This is a genomic window from Halomonas maura (genome assembly GCF_030409305.1).
In the GTDB taxonomy this organism is placed as follows: Bacteria; Pseudomonadota; Gammaproteobacteria; order Pseudomonadales; family Halomonadaceae; genus Halomonas; species Halomonas maura.
Window position 1 is genome coordinate 202,464 of the sequence record NZ_JAUFPQ010000012.1, and the last position, 16,054, is coordinate 218,517.

The window sequence follows — 16,054 nt, forward strand, 5'->3', positions numbered from 1 at the left end:
CTGGAAGCTGGAAGGGAAAATCTTGGTGGCTTCGGGCTTCGGGCTTCGGGCTTCGGGCTTCGGGCTTCGGGCTTCGGGCTTCGGGCCGCCAGAATCGTAGGGTGGATAAGCGTCAGCGCATCCACCGAGGAACTGGCGGATGCGCTCGCAGGCTCGCTTATCCGCCCTACAGGCCGGCCGTGTCGCGGATCAGCCTGAACAGCCGGCGGGCATTGGTGGGCGGCTTGCCCTGCTCGCGCTCGCGGCGGGCGTTGCGGATCAGCTGGCGCAGCGCCTGGCGGTCGACGTCGGGGAACTCGGCGATGAAGGCCTCGACGGCGTCGTCGCCCTCGTCGACCAGCCGGTCGCGCCACTTCTCCAGGCGATGGAAGGTGTGGTCACGGCGCAGCTGCTCCTGGTCGATCTCGTCGAACACCGCCTGGATGCCGGCGAGGTCCTCGCGTCGCATCAGCTTGCCGACGTACTGCATATGGCGTCGGCGGGCTTCCCGGGCACGGACCCGCCCGGTCTCCTCGATGGCCGCGAGCAGGTCGTCGGAGAGGGGAAAGCGGGCCCGTTCGGCCGCGCTCATGGCGATCAGCCGTTCGCCGAGGGCCTGCAGCGCGTGCATCTCGCGCTTGAGTTGGGACTTGCTGGGCCGTTCGTCGGCCGGAGAGACATCATCCTGGGTCATGCGGCGTCCTGGGTCGTGAGGATTCGGGGCGTGGGATCGGCCCAGTATACCAGCCTGTCGCGGCGGGCTGGACGCATGCCATATTCTGCAGCATCGGCCCGCAGGCCGGTCGAGTAAGGAGAGAGATCATGACACAGGCTTTCGATGCCGCCGCCCAGCAGTCGCTGCTGGAAACCCGCGCCGAGGCGGCCCTGGCGCTGGCGCGCCGGTTGGGCGCCGACGCCTGCGAGGTGGGGGCCAGCGTCGACCAGGGGGTCGGCGTCAATGTGCGCGAGGGCGAGGTGGAAACCGTCGAGCTGTCGCGGGACCAGGGCATCGCGGTGACCGTCTACGTGGGGCAACGCAAGGGCAGTGCCTCGTCCACGGATGCCGGCGAGGCCTCGATCCGCGACGTGGTGGAGAAGGCCCTGGCGATCGCCCGTCACACCGGCGAGGACCCGGCCGCGGGACTGGCCGATGCCGCGCTGATGGCCCGCGAGCGGCCGGACCTCGACGTCCACCATCCCTGGCCGCTGACCACCGAGCAGGCCATCGACCTGGCGCTGGCCTGCGAGGGCGCCGGTCGCGGCATGGCGGGGATCAAGAGTTCCGACGGCGCCGGCCTCTCCAGCGGTGAGGGCGTGCGGGTCTACGCCAACAGCCACGGCTTCCTGGGCAGCCAGCGCGGCAGCCGCCATTCGCTGTCCTGCATGTTGATCGCCGAGGACGAGGGCGGCATGCAGCGCGACTACGACTACACCAGCGCGCGCAACCCCCATGACCTGCTCGCCCCGGAGGCGGTGGGCGAGAGCGCGGCGCGGCGCACCCTGCGGCGGCTGGGCGCGCGGCGCCCGGCCACCGGTCGCCTGCCGGTGCTGTTCGATCCGACCCTGGCCGCGGGCCTGGTCGGCCACCTGTTGGGGGCGATCGCCGGTGGGGCCCTCTACCGCCAGTCCTCCTTCCTCTGCGAGCGACTCGGCGCGAGCCTCTTCCCGGACTGGTTCTCGCTGTTCGAGCGGCCCACGGAGGTCGGCGCCATGGCCAGCAGCCCCTTCGACAACGACGGTGTGGCGACCCGCGACAACGTCTTCATCGAGCGCGGTCGGCTGGCCAGCTACATGCTCTCCGCCTACAGCGCCCGGCGCCTGGGCATGGTGACCACCGGCAATGCCGGCGGGGCCCGCAACCTGCGCCTCGATGCGCCGCTCGCCTCCCGCGATGCCCTGCTCGAGCGGATGGGGCGCGGCGTGCTGGTCACCGAGCTGATGGGCCAGGGGGTCAACGGCGTCACCGGCGACTACTCGCGGGGCGCGGCGGGCTTCTGGGTCGAGGACGGCGAGATCCAGTACCCGGTGGAGGAATTCACCATCGCCGGCAACCTGGAGGCGATGTTCAAGGGGCTGGTCGGCGTCGGTGACGACATCGACACCCGCGGCAGCATCCATTCCGGCAGTTGGCTGATCGATGAGATGACCGTCGCCGGCGCGTAGCGCCCGAGACGCGGCTGCGCCGCTCGAAGAAGCAACAGCGGCGCGACGCGCCTGGACGCTGGAAGCACCACCGCCCCTAGGCACTCGCCATAGGGGCGGTTCGCGTTACGCAGCCTGCCAGCGTCCAGCGTTCAAACGTCCTCGTCGAAGCGGGCGTGGAACAGCGCCTCGAGGGCGTCCAGCACCGCCTCGCCATCCTCGCCCTCGGCCTCGAGGGTGAGCTCGGTGCCGCAGGGCGCGGCAAGCATCAACAGTGCCATGATATTGGCCGCGTCGGCCTGCTGCTGCCCATGGTAGACGGTGACCTGCGAGGCATAGGGCTGGCAGCACTGCACCAGGCGGGTGGCCGCGCGGGCGTGCAGGCCGCGCTTGTTGGTCAGGGTGAGCTTGCGTCTCGGCACGTCTCAGCGGTCCTCGTCGGTGTCGGGGGCGGGCAGGTTGCGCTGCAGGCCGAGCTCTCGGTGGCGGAGTCGGATCCCGGGATAGGCGGCGGCCAGGCGATGGGCCAGCCCTTCGGCGAGGTATACCGAGCGATGCTGGCCGCCGGTACAGCCGATGGCGACGGTGAGATAGCTGCGCTGGCTGGCCTGGTAGTGGGGCAGCCAGCGTTCGACCCAGGCCAGGATATCGGCGGCCATCTCGGCGACCATCGGGTAGCTGTCGAGGAAGGCGATCACGCTGTCATCGCGGCCGGTGGCGTCGCGCAGCTGGGGATCCCAGTAGGGGTTGGGCAGGCAGCGGGCATCGAAGACGATATCGGCATCCAGGGGCACGCCGCGCTTGAAGCCGAAGGACTCCACGGTGAGGGTCAGCCCCTCGCGGCGATGGCCGGCCACCTGGTCGGTGATGCGTCCCCGGAGGTCGTGCACCGAGAGCCGGGAGGTGTCGATCACCAGGTCGGCGAGGTCGCGGATCTCCGCCAGGGCGGCCTCTTCGCAGTCGATGGCCTCCGCCAGGGTCATCTGGCTGTCTCGGGTCAGCGGGTGGCGGCGGCGGGTCGCCGAGTAGCGCTCCAGCAGGATGCGGGCGTCGGTGGTCAGGTAGACCACCTGGCAGTGGATGTTGCGGGCCCGGACATCCTCGAGCAGCGTGGGGAAGCGTTCCAGGGCGTGGGGCAGGTTACGGGCATCGATGCTCACGGCGATGGAACTGCGCAGCGACTGGCCGCTGCGCAGCTCGTCCACCAGGGGGCCGAGCAACATGGCCGGAAGATTGTCGATGGCGTAGTAGCCGAGGTCCTCCAGGGCCTGCAGCGCGATCGACTTGCCCGAGCCGGAGCGGCCACTGATGATCACGAGCTGCATGGGGGGATCTCCTGGTCGGGGCCGACCGGCCCGGGCCGGCTAGCCGTGGCCGTCGGCCGGTGTCTGTCGTCGGATGGCCTCGGTGAGGCGTGCGTGCAGCTCCTGCTGGCTCTCGGCATGGCGCAGGGCGCTGCGGGTCTCGGCGTCGTTCATCACCCCGGCCACCTGGCCGAGCAGGGCGAGGTGGGCATCGTCGGCCTCCTCGGGCACCAGCAGCACGAACACCAGGTCGACGGGATCACCGTCCACGGCGTCGAAATCCACCGGCTCGGCGAGCTTGAGGAAGCCGGCGATGGGCGCCTTGCAGTGGGGGTTGCGGGCATGCGGGATGGCCACCCCGTGGCCGATGCCGGTGCTGCCGAGGCGCTCGCGGCCGATCAGCCGGCTGAAGACCTCCTGGCTGTCGAGGCTCGGGGTGTTCTGGGCGATGAAGGTGCTGAAGAATTCCAGGACCCGCTTCTTGCTTCCCCCCGGCACCGCGAAGAGCGTGCGCTCGGGGGGCAGGATGGTTTCCAGTGACATGGGGCGGCTCAACGGACGCCGGCGGCGCCCTGAGCGCGAGCCTGGGTCTTTTCCTTGTGCTTGACCAGCTGGCGATCCAGCTTGTCGGCGAGGGCATCGATGGCGGCGTACATGTCGCCGTCCATGGCTTCGGCATGAAGATCGGCACCGGCGGCATGCAGGGTGCAAGCGGCCTGCTGACGTTCCTTCTCGACGGAGAGCGTGACCTGCACGGTGGTGATGTTGTCGTAGTGGCGTTCCAGGCGCGTGAGCTTTTCTTGCACATAGTCACGCAGGGGGTCGGTCAGTTCCACGTGGTGGCCGGTGAGGTTGACTTGCATGACACGCTCCTTGCTCCTTGGGTGGTGCCTCGATTGTAACCCTTTTTGGTGCCGTGCAAACCCCCCGTGCCAGGCGCGCTTTCACGCGCTCGGCCGCGCCGCCGAACGCCCTCAGGCGAGGCGCTTGCGCTGGCTCGAGGAGGGGATGTGCATGGCCTCACGGTACTTGGCCACCGTGCGCCTGGCCACCTCGATGCCTTCCTCGGCGAGCAGGGCGACGAGCTTGCTGTCCGACAGCGGCTTGCGCGGCGGCTCCTCCTGGATCAGCTTGCGGATGCGGGCGCGAATCGCGGTGCTCGAATGGGCCTCGTCGCCACCGCCCACCTGGCTGGAGAAGAAGTACTTGAGCTCGAACACGCCCCGCGGGGTGTGGATGAACTTCTGGGTGGTGACCCGGGAGATGGTCGACTCGTGCATCTCCACGGCCTGGGCGATATCGGCGAGGATCAGCGGTCGCATGGCCTCCTCGCCGCGTTCCAGGAAGTCCAGCTGGCGGGCCATCACCTCGCGGCCGACGCGCAGCAGGGTGTCGTTGCGGCTGGTCAGGCTCTTGAGCAGCCAGCGCGCCTCCTGGAGGTGGTCCTTGAGGAACTGGTTGTCCTGGCTCTTGTCGGCGCGCTTGATCAGCGCCGCATAGTCGGGCTGGATGCGCAGCCGCGGCAGCGCCTCCGGGTTGAGCTCGATCCGCCAGCCCTGCTCGCTGTGGCGGGCGATCAGGTCGGGGATCACGTAGTCGCTGTCGCCGGCGGCGAAGGCGCTGCCCGGGCGTGGGTCGAGGCCGCGTATCAACGCGATCACCTCGTCGAGCACGCCATCGTCCAGCCCCAGTCGGCGCTTGAGCAGGCGCCGGTCGTTGCCGGCCAGGGCCTCGAGGAACTGGCGGACCAGTCGCCGCGCCTGGGGCAGCAGCGGGGTGTCCTGGGGCAGGGCGGCGAGCTGCAGCAGCAGGCACTCGCGCAGGTCCCGGGCGAAGACCCCGGTGGGCTCGAACTGCTGCAGGCGCAGCAGCACGCCCTCGACCTCGCGGGTGGCCAGGCCCTCCAGGCCCTGGGCGCGCAGCCCGTCGCGCAGCTCGTCGAGGGACTGCTCCAGGTAGCCGTCGCCGTTCACGGCATCGATCAGGCTCTCGGCGATCTGCGTCTCCCGTTCGTCCAGACCGCTCATGGCCAACTGCCAGGCCAGATGGCCCTGCAGGCTCTGGCCGGCGGCCTGGCGCTCGAAGTCCGGGGCCTCGCCGCCGCCGCCCAGGCCGGCGTCCTGGAAGGTATCGGCCCAGTCGCTGTCGACGGCCAGTTCGTCGGGGATATCGCTGGCCCAGTCGTCGTCCGCGACCTCGCTGACGGCCTGCTCGCCGAACTCATCCTCCATTTCCAGCATCGGGTTGGCCTCCAGGGCCTGCTGGATCTCCTGGCGCAGGTCCAGGGTGGAGAGCTGCAGCAGGGCGATGGCCTGCTGCAGCTGGGGGGTCATGGTCAGCTGGGTGCCGACGCGGAGTTGCAGGGAAGCCTTCATGGCCATTGGGGGATCCATTCGACTGGCGATGAAGCCACCACCCTAGTGCGCCGGAGGGGGGCATGCAAGCCCTGATGCTAGCAATTAGCGTGCCAATGGCAATCGGCGTGCCTGTCGTTGCTTAATGGGCTTATATCAGTAACTTACAAATTAATGTCGGGTCACAGGCGGAAGTCCTGGCCCAGGTAGACGTCGCGGACCTTCTGGTTGGCGAGGATCGCCTCGGCATCGCCCTCGGCAATGATCTGACCGTCGCCGACGATGTAGGCGCCGTCGCAGATGTCGAGGGTCTCGCGCACGTTGTGGTCGGTGATCAGCACGCCGATCTCGCGGGCCTTGAGCTGGCGAATGATGCCCTTGATCTCGCCCACCGAGATCGGATCGACCCCGGCGAAGGGCTCGTCGAGCAGGATGAAGTCGGGTTCGGTGGCCAGGGCGCGGGCGATCTCGACCCGCCGACGCTCGCCGCCGGACAGGCTCATGCCCGGGTTGTCGCGGATATGGGTGACATGGAAGTCCTCCAGCAGTTGCTCCAGGCGGGCCTGGCGGCCGGCGCGGTCGAGGTCCCGGCGGGTCTCGAGGATGGCCAGGATGTTGTCGGCCACGGAGAGCTTGCGGAAGATCGAGGCCTCCTGGGGCAGGTAGCCGATGCCGGCCCGGGCGCGCTCGTGCATGGCGGTGCCGGAGAGGTCCCGGTCGTCGATGGCCACCGAGCCCGCATCGGCTCGCACCAGGCCGACGATCATGTAGAAGGAGGTGGTCTTGCCGGCACCGTTGGGGCCGAGCAGGCCGACGATGCGGCCCTGCTCGATCTCCAGGCTGATGTCGTGGACGACGCGGCGACGCTTGTAGCTCTTGGCGAGGTGACGCGCGCTGAGAGTCTTCATGGGGCGTCCTGCTGCTCCGGTTCCAGGGTCATGCGGACCCGCTGGCGGTCGTCGCCCTCCTCGGCTGCGGAACGGGCCTGGACCACGCGGCGGTCGAGGAAGTACTCCAGGTAGCCGCCGTCGAAGGTATCGCCTCCCTGGTGCAACTCGGCCTGGTCGATCAGCTCGATGCGGCGCTCGGCGACGTGGTAGACCACGGTGCGTCCCCAGCCGCGGACCAGCGGCTCGTCGGGGGCGGGCTTCTGCTCGAGGTAGGCCCGCTGTCCGGTGGCGGTGGCCCGGGTCAGCCGGCCGGCCGCATTGCGCTGGATCTCGACGCGCTCGCCGGTCAGTTGCATGCTGCCCTGGGTGATCGTCACGTCGCCGCGATAGACGGCCGTGCCGGCGCGATCATCCAGGTCGAGACGATCGGCCTCGACCTGGATGGGGGCGCTGGCATCGCCCTCCAGGGCCAGCGCCGGGCCGGTGGCCAGAGACAGGGCGGCGAGGCTCAGGGCCAGCAGGGGCGCGAGGGGCGGTCGCATCATGGCTCGGGGTCCTCTGGGGTGGTCGACGGGTGATGACCGCGCACATTGTCGGTCAGCCGGGCACGATTGTCATGGATCCAGGCATCGAACCGCTCGCCCCGCATGCGCTGGGGGGGCTGGCGCAGCAGGGCCGGCGTCTCGCTCCAGGCGTGTCCGGTGTCGGCGTCGTAATGAAGGGCCTCGGTGTCCAGGTGCCAGCGCTCTTCGGGCGCCGAGAGCCGGGCGTCCCCCTCCAGCAGCAGGGGGTTGCCACCGGCACCCAGGCGCCCGCGGGCGGCGGTGGCCAGCCAGCGCCGTCCGCTGTCGTCGCGCAGCCGCACGTCGGGCGTCTCGAGGCGGGTGACATCATCGTCGGGGGTATGCACCAGGCGTGGGGTCTCGAGGCGCTGGTGGGGGCGGCCCTGGGCATCGAAGCGGGTCAGCCGCGCGTCCTCGAGGAAGTAGTCCGGCTCGCCGGCGGCGTCCCGCGGCACCGCGCCCGGACGCGAGGCCTCGCGCTGGTCGAGCAGCGCCAGACCGCCGCCCAGGGCGAGCAGCAGCAGGAACAGCCAGGTCCGGAACCCGGGGCGCGGCAGGCGCATGGCGTCAGGCCTTGCCGTGCAGGTAGGTGTCCAGTACGGCGTCCCAGTGCCCCTGGGCCTGCAGCAGGGTGTCGCAGATCTCGCGCACCGCGCCGTGGCCACCCTCGCGTTCGGTCACCCAGTCGGCATGCTGGCGGATATAGCTCGGCGCGCCGGGGACGCTGATGCCGACGCCGGCCTGGCGGATGGCGGCCACGTCGGGCATGTCGTCGCCGCAGTAGGCCACCTGCTCGAGGCCGATGCCCAGCCGGGTGCACAGCTGGCGCAGCGTCGGCAGCTTCTTCTCGATGCCCTGGTAGAGGTGCTGGATGCCCAGCGCGGCGGCGCGACGGCTGACCATGGGGGAATCGCGCCCGGTGATCAGGGCGACCTCGATGCCGGCGCGGTGCAGCAGCTTGATGCCATGCCCGTCCAGGGTATGGAAGGCCTTGGTCTCGCTGCCGTCGGACTGGAAGTAGAGGCGGCCATCGGTCAGCACGCCATCCACGTCCATGGCCAGCAGGCGGACGCGGCGCAGGCGGTCGACGAGGCCGGGGGCCATCGGGGGGGCGTCGAGGGTCATGGGAGCTCCTTGTGGGGGTCAGATCACGCCGCTGGCGAGCAGGTCGTGCATGTGCAGGGCGCCGACCGGGCGTCCCTCGTCATCCACCACGGCCAGGGCCGTGATGCGGCTGTCGTCCATGATGCGGACCGCCTCGGCGGCCAGCATGTCGGGGGCCACCCGCTTGCCGGGCACGGTCATCACCGCATCCACCCTGAGCCCGCTCAGGTCGCTGTGTTGGTCGAGGGTGCGGCGCAGGTCGCCGTCGGTGTAGACGCCGGCCAGCCGGCCGTCGTCGTCGACCACGCAGGTGAAGCCCAGGCCCTGGCGGGTGATCTCCAGCAGCGCATCGCGCAGCGGGCTGCCGAGCGCCACCCGGGGCAGACGGCTGCCCTGGTGCATCAGGTCCGAGACCCTGAGCAGCAGCCGCTTGCCGAGGCTGCCGCCGGGGTGGGACAGCGCGAAGTCCTCGGCCGTGAAGCCCCGGCACTCGAGCAGCGCCACGGCCAGGGCATCGCCCAATGCCAGGGAAGCGGTGGTCGAGGAGGTGGGGGCCAGGTCCAGGGGGCAGGCCTCGCGCTCGACCCCGGCATCCAGGTGGGCGTCGGCATGCCGGGCGAGGGTCGAGCCGGGGCGGCCGGTCATGCTGATCAGCGGCGTGCCCAGGCGCTTGAGCAGCGGCAGCAGGGCGGTGACCTCGGCGGTCTCGCCGGAGTTGGACAGCGCCAGGACCACGTCGCCCGGGGTGATCATGCCCAGGTCACCGTGGCTGGCCTCGCCGGGATGCACGAAGAACGCCGGCGTGCCGGTGCTGGCCAGGGTCGCGGCGATCTTGCCGGCGATGTGCCCGGACTTGCCCATGCCGGTGACCACGACCCGGCCGCGACAGGCCAGGATCAGTTCGCAGGCACGCTCGAAGTCGCCATCCAGCCGCTCGATGAGGGCGGCGATGGCCTGTTGTTCCAGGGTCAGGGTGCGCACGGCGCTATTCAGCAGGCCGTCGGCGGGGCGCGAAGTGTCATCAGTCATGGCGGTGATTGTTGCCCGTTGCGGGGATTGTCTCAAGGGGTCAGGTGGCGACAAGCGCCTGGCCGCCGCCCAGCCACGCCAGGTAGGCGAGGTAGGCCAGGGCCAGCAGGGCGCCCGGCAGGCGGGTGACCCGGCCGCGCCGCTGCCACAGCAGCAGCATGCCGAGCGCCAGGGTCAGCAGCAGCATCACCGGGTAGTCGCGGCCGGCGGCGGCCGGGTCGGTGACACCCGGGCTCAGCAGCGCCGGCACCGGCAGCACCGCCAGCATGTTGAAGAGGTTCGAGCCGATGACGTTGCCGATCGCCAGGTCGTGATGGCGCTTGAGGGCGCTGGCCACGCAGGCGGCGAGCTCGGGCAGGCTGGTGCCGATGGCCACCACGGTCAGGCCGATGACCAGTTCGCTGATGCCGAGCCCCCTGGCCAGCTCGCTGGCGCCCCACACCAGGGCCCGGGAGCTGGCCACCATGATCGCCAGGGTGGCCACCAGCCACAGCAGGGCGCGGGCCAGGCGCATGTCGGGGATCTCGCCCTCGCCATCGGTCGTGTCCGGCGCATCGGCGCGGAACAGCCACCACAGGCTGAACACCAGCAGCACCACCAGCAGCAGGCCATCCCATCGGTCGAGGTGGCCATTGGCCAGGGCATAGCCGGCCAGGCCGGTGGCGCAGAGCAGCAGCGGGAGTTCCTTGCGCACGATGGAGAAGCGCACCGGGATCGGCACGACCAGGGCGGTGACGCCCAGCACCAGGCCGATGTTGGCGATATTCGAGCCCAGGGCGTTGCCGGTGGCCAGGTCCGGCACGCCGTCCAGCGAGGCCATGATCGAGACCACGATCTCCGGCGCCGAGGTGCCGATGGAGACGATGGTCATGCCCACCAGCAGGGTGCTCATGCCCGCGCGCCAGGCGGTGGCGGCGGCGGCGCCGACGAAGCGGTCGGCACTCCACAGCAGGCCGATGAAGCCGAGAAGCACGGTGAGAGAGGGAACCAGCATGGCGAGGGGCGGCGTCCGGTGGCGGAAAGGGCGCCCATTGAACCCGTTGCGTCCCGCCGGCGCAAGCCGCGACACCCTGGCGCTGGCGCCGCGGGACCCCGTTAGGATACGATGTTCGATAATTTTACAGGGAAGCCAAGTGGATGACCGATTCCCCTCTCGTCGAAGTGGAGGGCCTGCACTTCTCCCGCGGAGAAACGGAAATCTTCCGCGGCATCGACATGGCCGTGCCCAAGGGCAAGATCACGGCGATCATGGGCCCCAGCGGTACCGGCAAGACCACCCTGCTCAAGCTGATCGGCGGCCAGTTGACGCCCGATGCCGGGCGGGTGCGCATCGATGGCCAGGAGGTGCACGCCCTGTCGCGCAAGGCGCTGTTCCGGCTGCGTCGGCGCATGGGCATGCTGTTCCAGAGCGGGGCCCTGTTCTCGGATCTCGACGTCTTCGAGAACGTGGCCTTTCCCCTGCGCGTGCATACCGACCTGCCCGAGACGATGATTCGTGATCTGGTGCTGATGAAGCTCCAGGCGGTCGGGCTGCGCGGCGCCCGGGCGCTGATGCCCTCGGAGCTGTCCGGGGGCATGGCGCGCCGCGTGGCGCTGGCCCGCGCCATCGCCCTGGATCCCGAGCTGATTCTCTACGACGAACCCTTCGTCGGCCAGGACCCGATTTCCATGGGCGTGCTGGTCCAGCTGATCCGGCGTCTCAACGACGCCCTGGGGCTGACCGCGGTGGTGGTCTCCCACGACATCAAGGAGACCCTGTCCATCGCCGACTATGTGTACGTGATCTCCGACGGCCAGGTCATGGCCCATGGCACCCCGCAGAGCCTCGACGTGGACCGCGACCCGCGGGTCAGCCAGTTCATCCACGGCGAGCCCGATGGCCCGGTGCCCTTCCACTACCCGGCCGTGGACTTCCATGCCGACCTGCTGGGCACGGGGGGACCGCGATGATCGAGCGCATCCGCCGTCTCGGCCGGCTGGGCTGCGAGGTGCTCGAGGGCCTCGGCCGGGCGGCGATCTTCCTGGGCCTGTCGGGCGCCGGCCTGCCCTCGGCCGAGGGCATCCGCCTGTGGCTGCGCCAGATGCACTTCGTCGGGGTGATGTCGCTGGCCATCATCCTGGTCTCGGGGCTGTTCATCGGCATGGTGCTGGCCCTGCAGGGCTACACCATCCTGGTGGACTTCGGCGCCGAGGATGCTCTGGGCCAGATGGTCGCCCTGTCGCTGCTGCGCGAGCTGGCCCCGGTGGTCGCCGCGCTGCTGTTCGCCGGGCGGGCGGGGTCGGCCCTGACCGCCGAGATCGGCCTGATGAAGGCCACCGAGCAGCTCACCAGCATGGAGATGATCGGTGTCGATCCGCTGCGGCGCGTCGTGGCGCCCCGGCTGTGGGCCGGCTTCGTGGCCCTGCCGCTGCTGACCATCGGCTTCAGCGTGATCGGCATCTGGGGCGGCCAGCTCGTCGGGGTGCAGTGGCTGGGGGTGTTCGAGGGCTCCTACTGGGGCAACATGCAGGCCAGCGTCGACTTCCTCGACGATGTCGCCAACGGCTTGATCAAGAGCCTGGTGTTCGCCCTGGTGGTGACCTGGATCGCGGTGTATCAGGGCTATGCCCTGATCCCCACCTCGGAAGGCATCTCGCGAGCCACCACCCGCACGGTGGTCTATGCCTCCCTGGCGGTGCTGGGGCTGGATTTCGTGCTGACCGCGCTGATGTTCGGGGAGTTGTCCTGATGATGGCTTGCCGGCAGGGCCCGGGACAGGCCGCCAGGACGCCTCGCCCCAACGGGGCGGGGGCGTCCGGAGCGTTGCGACTTTTTGGAGACATGGAATGAAACGCAGCAAGACGATGGAGCTGGGGGTCGGCCTGTTCATGCTGGCCGGGATCCTCGGCCTGATATTCCTCGGCCTGCGCGTCAGCGGCCTGAGCCTGGAGGCGCCCGGCGACAGCTTCCGTGTGGAGGCCAATTTCGCCAATGTCGGCGGCCTCAAGCCGCGGGCCCGGGTGACCATGGCCGGCGTCACCGTGGGGCGGGTCGAGACCATCGAGCTCGATGCCGAGTGGTATGACGCCCGGGTGGTCATGGAGCTCGACGCCGACCTCGAGGGGGCGCTTCCCCAGGACAGCACGGCGGCGATCCTGACCTCGGGGCTGCTCGGCGAGCAGTACGTGGGCCTCTCCGTCGGCGGCGCCCCCGAAACGCTGGACGACGGGGATCGCATCCGCGATACCCAGTCGGCCCTGGTGCTGGAAGAACTCATCCAGCAGTTCGTGTCCAACATGGTCAAGGAGTGATGACAATGACCCTGCCTTCCCTGTTCGCCCGGTGCCGTGCCGGGTTCCTCGTGCTGGTGTTGATGCTGGCCGCGCTCCCGGCGCTGGCCCAGGGGGCGATCTCGCCGGATCAGTTGATCCGGGACAGCGTCACCGACCTGATGTCGCGCATCGAGGGGCGCGAGGGCTATTTCGCCGAGCACACCGATGAGCTCGAGGCCATCGTCGACGACAGCCTCGCCGACATCGCCGATTTCCGCTACATCGGGGCCAGCGTGATGGGGCGTTACTTTCGCAATGCCACCCCCGAGCAGCGCTCGCGCTTCGCCGAGACCTTCCGCCAGACCCTCATCGACACCTATGCCAAGGGCCTGGTGACCTTCGACTACCGCGAGATTCGGGTTCTCGACGACCAGGACGCCGGCCGCTACGAGGACCAGGCCAGCGTGGCCATGGAAGTGGTCGCCGTCGACGGCACCGTCTATCCCGTCAGCTACACCCTGCGCCTGGACGACGAGCGGTGGCAGGTGGTCAACGTGATCGTCAATGGCATCAACCTCGGGCTGACCTTCCGCAACCAGTTCGATGAGGCCATGCGCGCGCAGAACCGCGACTATGATGCCGTGATCCAGGGCTGGGCCCCGGAGCTGGAGGTCGAGGAGCTGGAGCAGGGCGGCCAGGGATGAGCGTGTTGCTCGAGAATGGCGACAACCGTCTCGAGGCGAACGCGGCCACCCTGGCGGTGACCGGTCAGGTGGACTTCGACGGGGCGACGGCCCTGGCCGCGGCCGGCCGCGCCTGGCTCGCCGACCGCCCCGGGGGCACCCCGGTGACCTTCGACCTGCGCGGCGTCGACCGCGTCAGCAGCGCGGCGATCAGCGTGATGCTGGAATGGACCCGCCAGGTCCGGGCCAGGGGGCTCGAGCTCGAGGTGGTGCGCCTGTCGCGCCCCCTGGCCCGGCTCACCCAGGTGGCGGGGCTCGACACCCTGCTGCCCGTGGAGTCCCCCAGCGGTGCGGTGGAGGCCTGAGGGGTAAGGGGGCCTCGCCCCTGACCCCTTGCCCCTGACTCCTTGTCCCCCCCCCTCCTTCATCGACGCGCCCGTCGCCAAGCGCGCCGCTTTTCTTTACCATGGCGTCTCCAGTTGTCCCGCCAGACGGCGCCTGCCGCCGCTGGCGCATTCACCGATCCAACACACAAGCGAGGGTTCGATGCATCCCAGTGAAGTCAAGGCGCTGCTCGAGAGCCGACTCGACGGCTGCGAATTTCATATCCAGGGCGAGGGCTGTGACTTCCAGGTGGTCGCCGTGGGCGAGGTGTTCGAGGGGCTGTCCCGGGTCAAGCGGCAGCAGCTGATCTACGGGGCGCTGTCCGAGGAGATCGCCTCAGGCGCACTGCATGCCGTGACCATCCGCACCTATACCCCCGAGCAGTGGCAGTCCGCCGCCGAGAACAAGGGGGGCTGAGGCTCGAGCGATCATGGACAAGCTGATCATAACCGGCAACGGTCCCGTCGACGGCGAGGTCTGGGCCAGCGGCGCCAAGAATGCCGCCCTGCCCATCCTCTGCGCCACCCTGCTGGCCGACGAGCCGGTGACCATCGGGAACCTGCCGCACCTGCAGGACATCACCACCACGCTCGAACTGCTCGGCCACATGGGCGTGCAGCCGGTGATGGGCGAGCGCATGAGCATCCAGCTCGATGGCTCCCAGGTGAGCGACTGTCACGCGCCCTATGAGCTGGTCAAGAAGATGCGTGCCTCCATCCTGGTGCTGGGCCCGCTGCTGGCGCATTTCGGCCATGCCGACGTCTCCCTGCCCGGCGGCTGCGCCATCGGCTCGCGGCCGGTCGATCTGCATATTCGCGGCCTCGAGGCCATGGGGGCCGAGATCCGCGTGGAGGCCGGCTATATCCGCGCCCGGGTCGACGGGCGGCTCAAGGGCGCCACCATCTTCTTCGACACCGTCACCGTCACCGGCACCGAGAACCTGCTGATGGCCGCGGTGCTGGCCGAGGGCACCACGGTGCTCGAGAACGCCGCCCGGGAGCCGGAGGTGGTCGACCTGGCCGAGTGCCTGATCAAGATGGGCGCGCGGATCCGCGGCCATGGCAGCGACACCATCGTCGTCGAGGGCGTCGAGCGGCTGCACGGGGCCGAGCACGACGTCATGCCCGACCGCATCGAGACCGGCACCTTCCTGGTGGCCGCCGCCCTGTCCCGGGGGCGGGTGCGGGTGCGCAACACCCGGGCCGACATCCTCGAGGCGGTGCTCGTCAAGCTCGAGGAGGCCGGGGCCAGCGTGACCACCGGCGACGGCTGGATCGCCCTGGACATGCAGGGTCGGCGGCCGCAGGCGGTCAACGTGCGCACCGCCCCCTATCCGGCCTTTCCCACCGACATGCAGGCCCAGTTCGTGGCGCTGAACGCGGTCGCCGAGGGAACCGCCCGGGTGGTCGAGACGATCTTCGAGAACCGCTTCATGCATGTCCAGGAACTCAACCGCATGGGGGCGAACATCGCCCTGGAGGGCAATACCGCCGTGGTCACCGGGGTCGAGAGCCTCTCCGGTGCCCCGGTGATGGCCACCGACCTGCGGGCCTCGGCCTCGCTGGTGATCGCGGCGATGATGGCCGAGGGCGAGACCCTGGTCGACCGCATCTACCACATCGACCGTGGCTACGAGTGCATCGAGGAAAAGCTGCAGCTGCTGGGTGCCAAGATACGGCGTATTCCGGGCTGAGCCGACAACAGGCGAGACCATGAGCAAGCAACTGATTCTGGCCCTCTCCAAGGGCCGCATTCTCGACGAGACCCTGCCGCTGCTGGCCGAGGCGGGCATCACCCCCGCCGAGGACCTGGGCGCCAGTCGCAAGCTGCTGTTCGACACCAACCTGCCGGACGTCAAGCTGGTGGTCATCCGCGCCACGGATGTGCCCACCTATGTCCAGCTCGGCGCCGCCGACGTCGGTGTGGCCGGCAAGGACGTGCTGCTGGAGCATGGCGCGGAGGGGCTCTACGAGCCGCTGGACCTGGAGATCGCCCGCTGCAAGCTGATGACCGCGGGCATCACCGGCGCCGAGCCGGCCCGGGCGCGGCGCCGGGTGGCCACCAAGTTCGTCAACGTGGCCAAGCGCTACTATGCCGAGCAGGGCATCCAGGCCGAGGTGATCAAGCTGTATGGCGCCATGGAGCTGGCCCCCTTGATGAACCTGGCCGACGAGATCGTCGATATCGTCGACACCGGCAACACCCTGCGGGCCAACGGCATGGAGCCCCGCGAGCTGATCGCCCCGATCAGCACCCGGCTGGTGGTCAACAAGGCCGCGATGACCATGAAGCACGCGCGCCTCAAGCCGCTGCTCCATCGCCTGCGCGAGGCCGTGGAAGGCCGCCGCAGCGAGGCCACCGCCTAGCGGC

At 69.7% G+C, this 16,054-nt stretch carries 21 protein-coding genes; 9 read left to right on the plus strand and 12 right to left on the minus strand.

Translation table 11 applies throughout. The features are described 5' to 3' along the window. Positions 1–166: 166 nt before the first annotated feature. A complete protein-coding gene (yjgA, locus tag QWY76_RS06355; protein WP_290310268.1) occupies positions 167–673 on the minus strand; it encodes a ribosome biogenesis factor YjgA in 507 nt (168 codons plus the stop codon). Positions 674–801: 128 nt separating this feature from the next. On the opposite strand from yjgA, the gene pmbA reads away from it, so the two are divergent. Beyond that, complete coding sequence (gene pmbA / locus QWY76_RS06360; RefSeq protein WP_290310269.1) at positions 802–2,142, plus strand: metalloprotease PmbA; 1,341 nt, start codon at positions 802–804, stop codon at positions 2,140–2,142. A 131-nt stretch (positions 2,143–2,273) separates the two neighbouring features. On the opposite strand, the gene QWY76_RS06365 is transcribed toward pmbA, so the two are convergent. The 11 genes from QWY76_RS06365 to QWY76_RS06415 form a co-directional block, all read right to left on the minus strand. Continuing rightward, a complete protein-coding gene (locus QWY76_RS06365; RefSeq protein WP_290310270.1) occupies positions 2,274–2,543 on the minus strand; it encodes an HPr family phosphocarrier protein in 270 nt (89 codons plus the stop codon). A 3-nt stretch (positions 2,544–2,546) separates the two neighbouring features. Beyond that, entirely contained in the window at positions 2,547–3,446 is a 900-nt protein-coding gene (rapZ, locus tag QWY76_RS06370) for an RNase adapter RapZ (protein ID WP_290310272.1), read from the minus strand. Between the two features lie 39 nt (positions 3,447–3,485). Continuing rightward, positions 3,486–3,968: a PTS sugar transporter subunit IIA gene (locus tag QWY76_RS06375; protein WP_290310273.1), complete on the minus strand. Its 483-nt coding sequence runs from the start codon at positions 3,966–3,968 to the stop codon at positions 3,486–3,488. An 8-nt stretch (positions 3,969–3,976) separates the two neighbouring features. After that, positions 3,977–4,288: a ribosome hibernation-promoting factor, HPF/YfiA family gene (gene hpf, locus QWY76_RS06380; protein WP_126481604.1), complete on the minus strand. Its 312-nt coding sequence runs from the start codon at positions 4,286–4,288 to the stop codon at positions 3,977–3,979. Between the two features lie 111 nt (positions 4,289–4,399). Beyond that, positions 4,400–5,806 (minus strand): RNA polymerase factor sigma-54, encoded by a 1,407-nt coding sequence (locus tag QWY76_RS06385; protein WP_290310275.1) that lies wholly within the window; start codon positions 5,804–5,806, stop codon positions 4,400–4,402. A 155-nt stretch (positions 5,807–5,961) separates the two neighbouring features. Further along, positions 5,962–6,687: an LPS export ABC transporter ATP-binding protein gene (lptB, locus tag QWY76_RS06390; protein WP_290310276.1), complete on the minus strand. Its 726-nt coding sequence runs from the start codon at positions 6,685–6,687 to the stop codon at positions 5,962–5,964. Then, a complete protein-coding gene (gene lptA, locus QWY76_RS06395) occupies positions 6,684–7,214 on the minus strand; it encodes a lipopolysaccharide transport periplasmic protein LptA (protein ID WP_290310277.1) in 531 nt (176 codons plus the stop codon). The genes lptB and lptA overlap by 4 nt, the downstream gene beginning before the upstream one ends. Then, on the minus strand, positions 7,211–7,795 hold the full coding sequence (lptC, locus tag QWY76_RS06400; RefSeq protein ID WP_290310278.1) for an LPS export ABC transporter periplasmic protein LptC: 585 nt from the start codon (positions 7,793–7,795) through the stop codon (positions 7,211–7,213). Before lptC ends, lptA begins: the two co-directional genes overlap by 4 nt. A gap of 4 nt (positions 7,796–7,799) precedes the next feature. Next, positions 7,800–8,357, minus strand: coding sequence for a KdsC family phosphatase (locus QWY76_RS06405; protein WP_290310279.1), 558 nt, complete (start codon positions 8,355–8,357; stop codon positions 7,800–7,802). A gap of 18 nt (positions 8,358–8,375) precedes the next feature. Beyond that, on the minus strand, positions 8,376–9,365 hold the full coding sequence (locus QWY76_RS06410; RefSeq protein ID WP_290310280.1) for a KpsF/GutQ family sugar-phosphate isomerase: 990 nt from the start codon (positions 9,363–9,365) through the stop codon (positions 8,376–8,378). Between the two features lie 40 nt (positions 9,366–9,405). Beyond that, positions 9,406–10,359, minus strand: a complete 954-nt coding sequence (locus tag QWY76_RS06415) for a calcium/sodium antiporter (protein WP_290310281.1) — start codon at positions 10,357–10,359, stop codon at positions 9,406–9,408. Between the two features lie 143 nt (positions 10,360–10,502). Between QWY76_RS06415 and QWY76_RS06420 the strand changes: the two genes are divergently transcribed. From QWY76_RS06420 to hisG, 8 genes are all read left to right on the plus strand, one after another. After that, positions 10,503–11,315: an ATP-binding cassette domain-containing protein gene (locus tag QWY76_RS06420; RefSeq protein ID WP_290310282.1), complete on the plus strand. Its 813-nt coding sequence runs from the start codon at positions 10,503–10,505 to the stop codon at positions 11,313–11,315. After that, a complete protein-coding gene (gene mlaE, locus QWY76_RS06425) occupies positions 11,312–12,094 on the plus strand; it encodes a lipid asymmetry maintenance ABC transporter permease subunit MlaE (protein ID WP_290310283.1) in 783 nt (260 codons plus the stop codon). The genes QWY76_RS06420 and mlaE overlap by 4 nt, the downstream gene beginning before the upstream one ends. A gap of 97 nt (positions 12,095–12,191) precedes the next feature. Next, positions 12,192–12,656 carry an outer membrane lipid asymmetry maintenance protein MlaD gene (mlaD, locus tag QWY76_RS06430; RefSeq protein WP_290310284.1) on the plus strand — a complete coding sequence of 155 codons (465 nt, stop codon included), beginning with the start codon at positions 12,192–12,194 and terminating at the stop codon, positions 12,654–12,656. Between the two features lie 5 nt (positions 12,657–12,661). Further along, positions 12,662–13,321, plus strand: a complete 660-nt coding sequence (locus QWY76_RS06435) for an MlaC/ttg2D family ABC transporter substrate-binding protein (RefSeq protein WP_290310285.1) — start codon at positions 12,662–12,664, stop codon at positions 13,319–13,321. Beyond that, complete coding sequence (locus QWY76_RS06440; RefSeq protein WP_290310286.1) at positions 13,318–13,665, plus strand: STAS domain-containing protein; 348 nt, start codon at positions 13,318–13,320, stop codon at positions 13,663–13,665. Before QWY76_RS06435 ends, QWY76_RS06440 begins: the two co-directional genes overlap by 4 nt. 181 nt (positions 13,666–13,846) lie before the next feature. Then, positions 13,847–14,101, plus strand: coding sequence for a BolA family protein (locus tag QWY76_RS06445; protein WP_290310287.1), 255 nt, complete (start codon positions 13,847–13,849; stop codon positions 14,099–14,101). 13 nt (positions 14,102–14,114) lie between these two features. Further along, positions 14,115–15,377, plus strand: a complete 1,263-nt coding sequence (murA, locus tag QWY76_RS06450; RefSeq protein WP_290310288.1) for a UDP-N-acetylglucosamine 1-carboxyvinyltransferase — start codon at positions 14,115–14,117, stop codon at positions 15,375–15,377. Positions 15,378–15,396: 19 nt separating this feature from the next. Beyond that, positions 15,397–16,050, plus strand: a complete 654-nt coding sequence (gene hisG, locus QWY76_RS06455) for an ATP phosphoribosyltransferase (RefSeq protein ID WP_126481576.1) — start codon at positions 15,397–15,399, stop codon at positions 16,048–16,050. Positions 16,051–16,054: the final 4 nt, after the last annotated feature.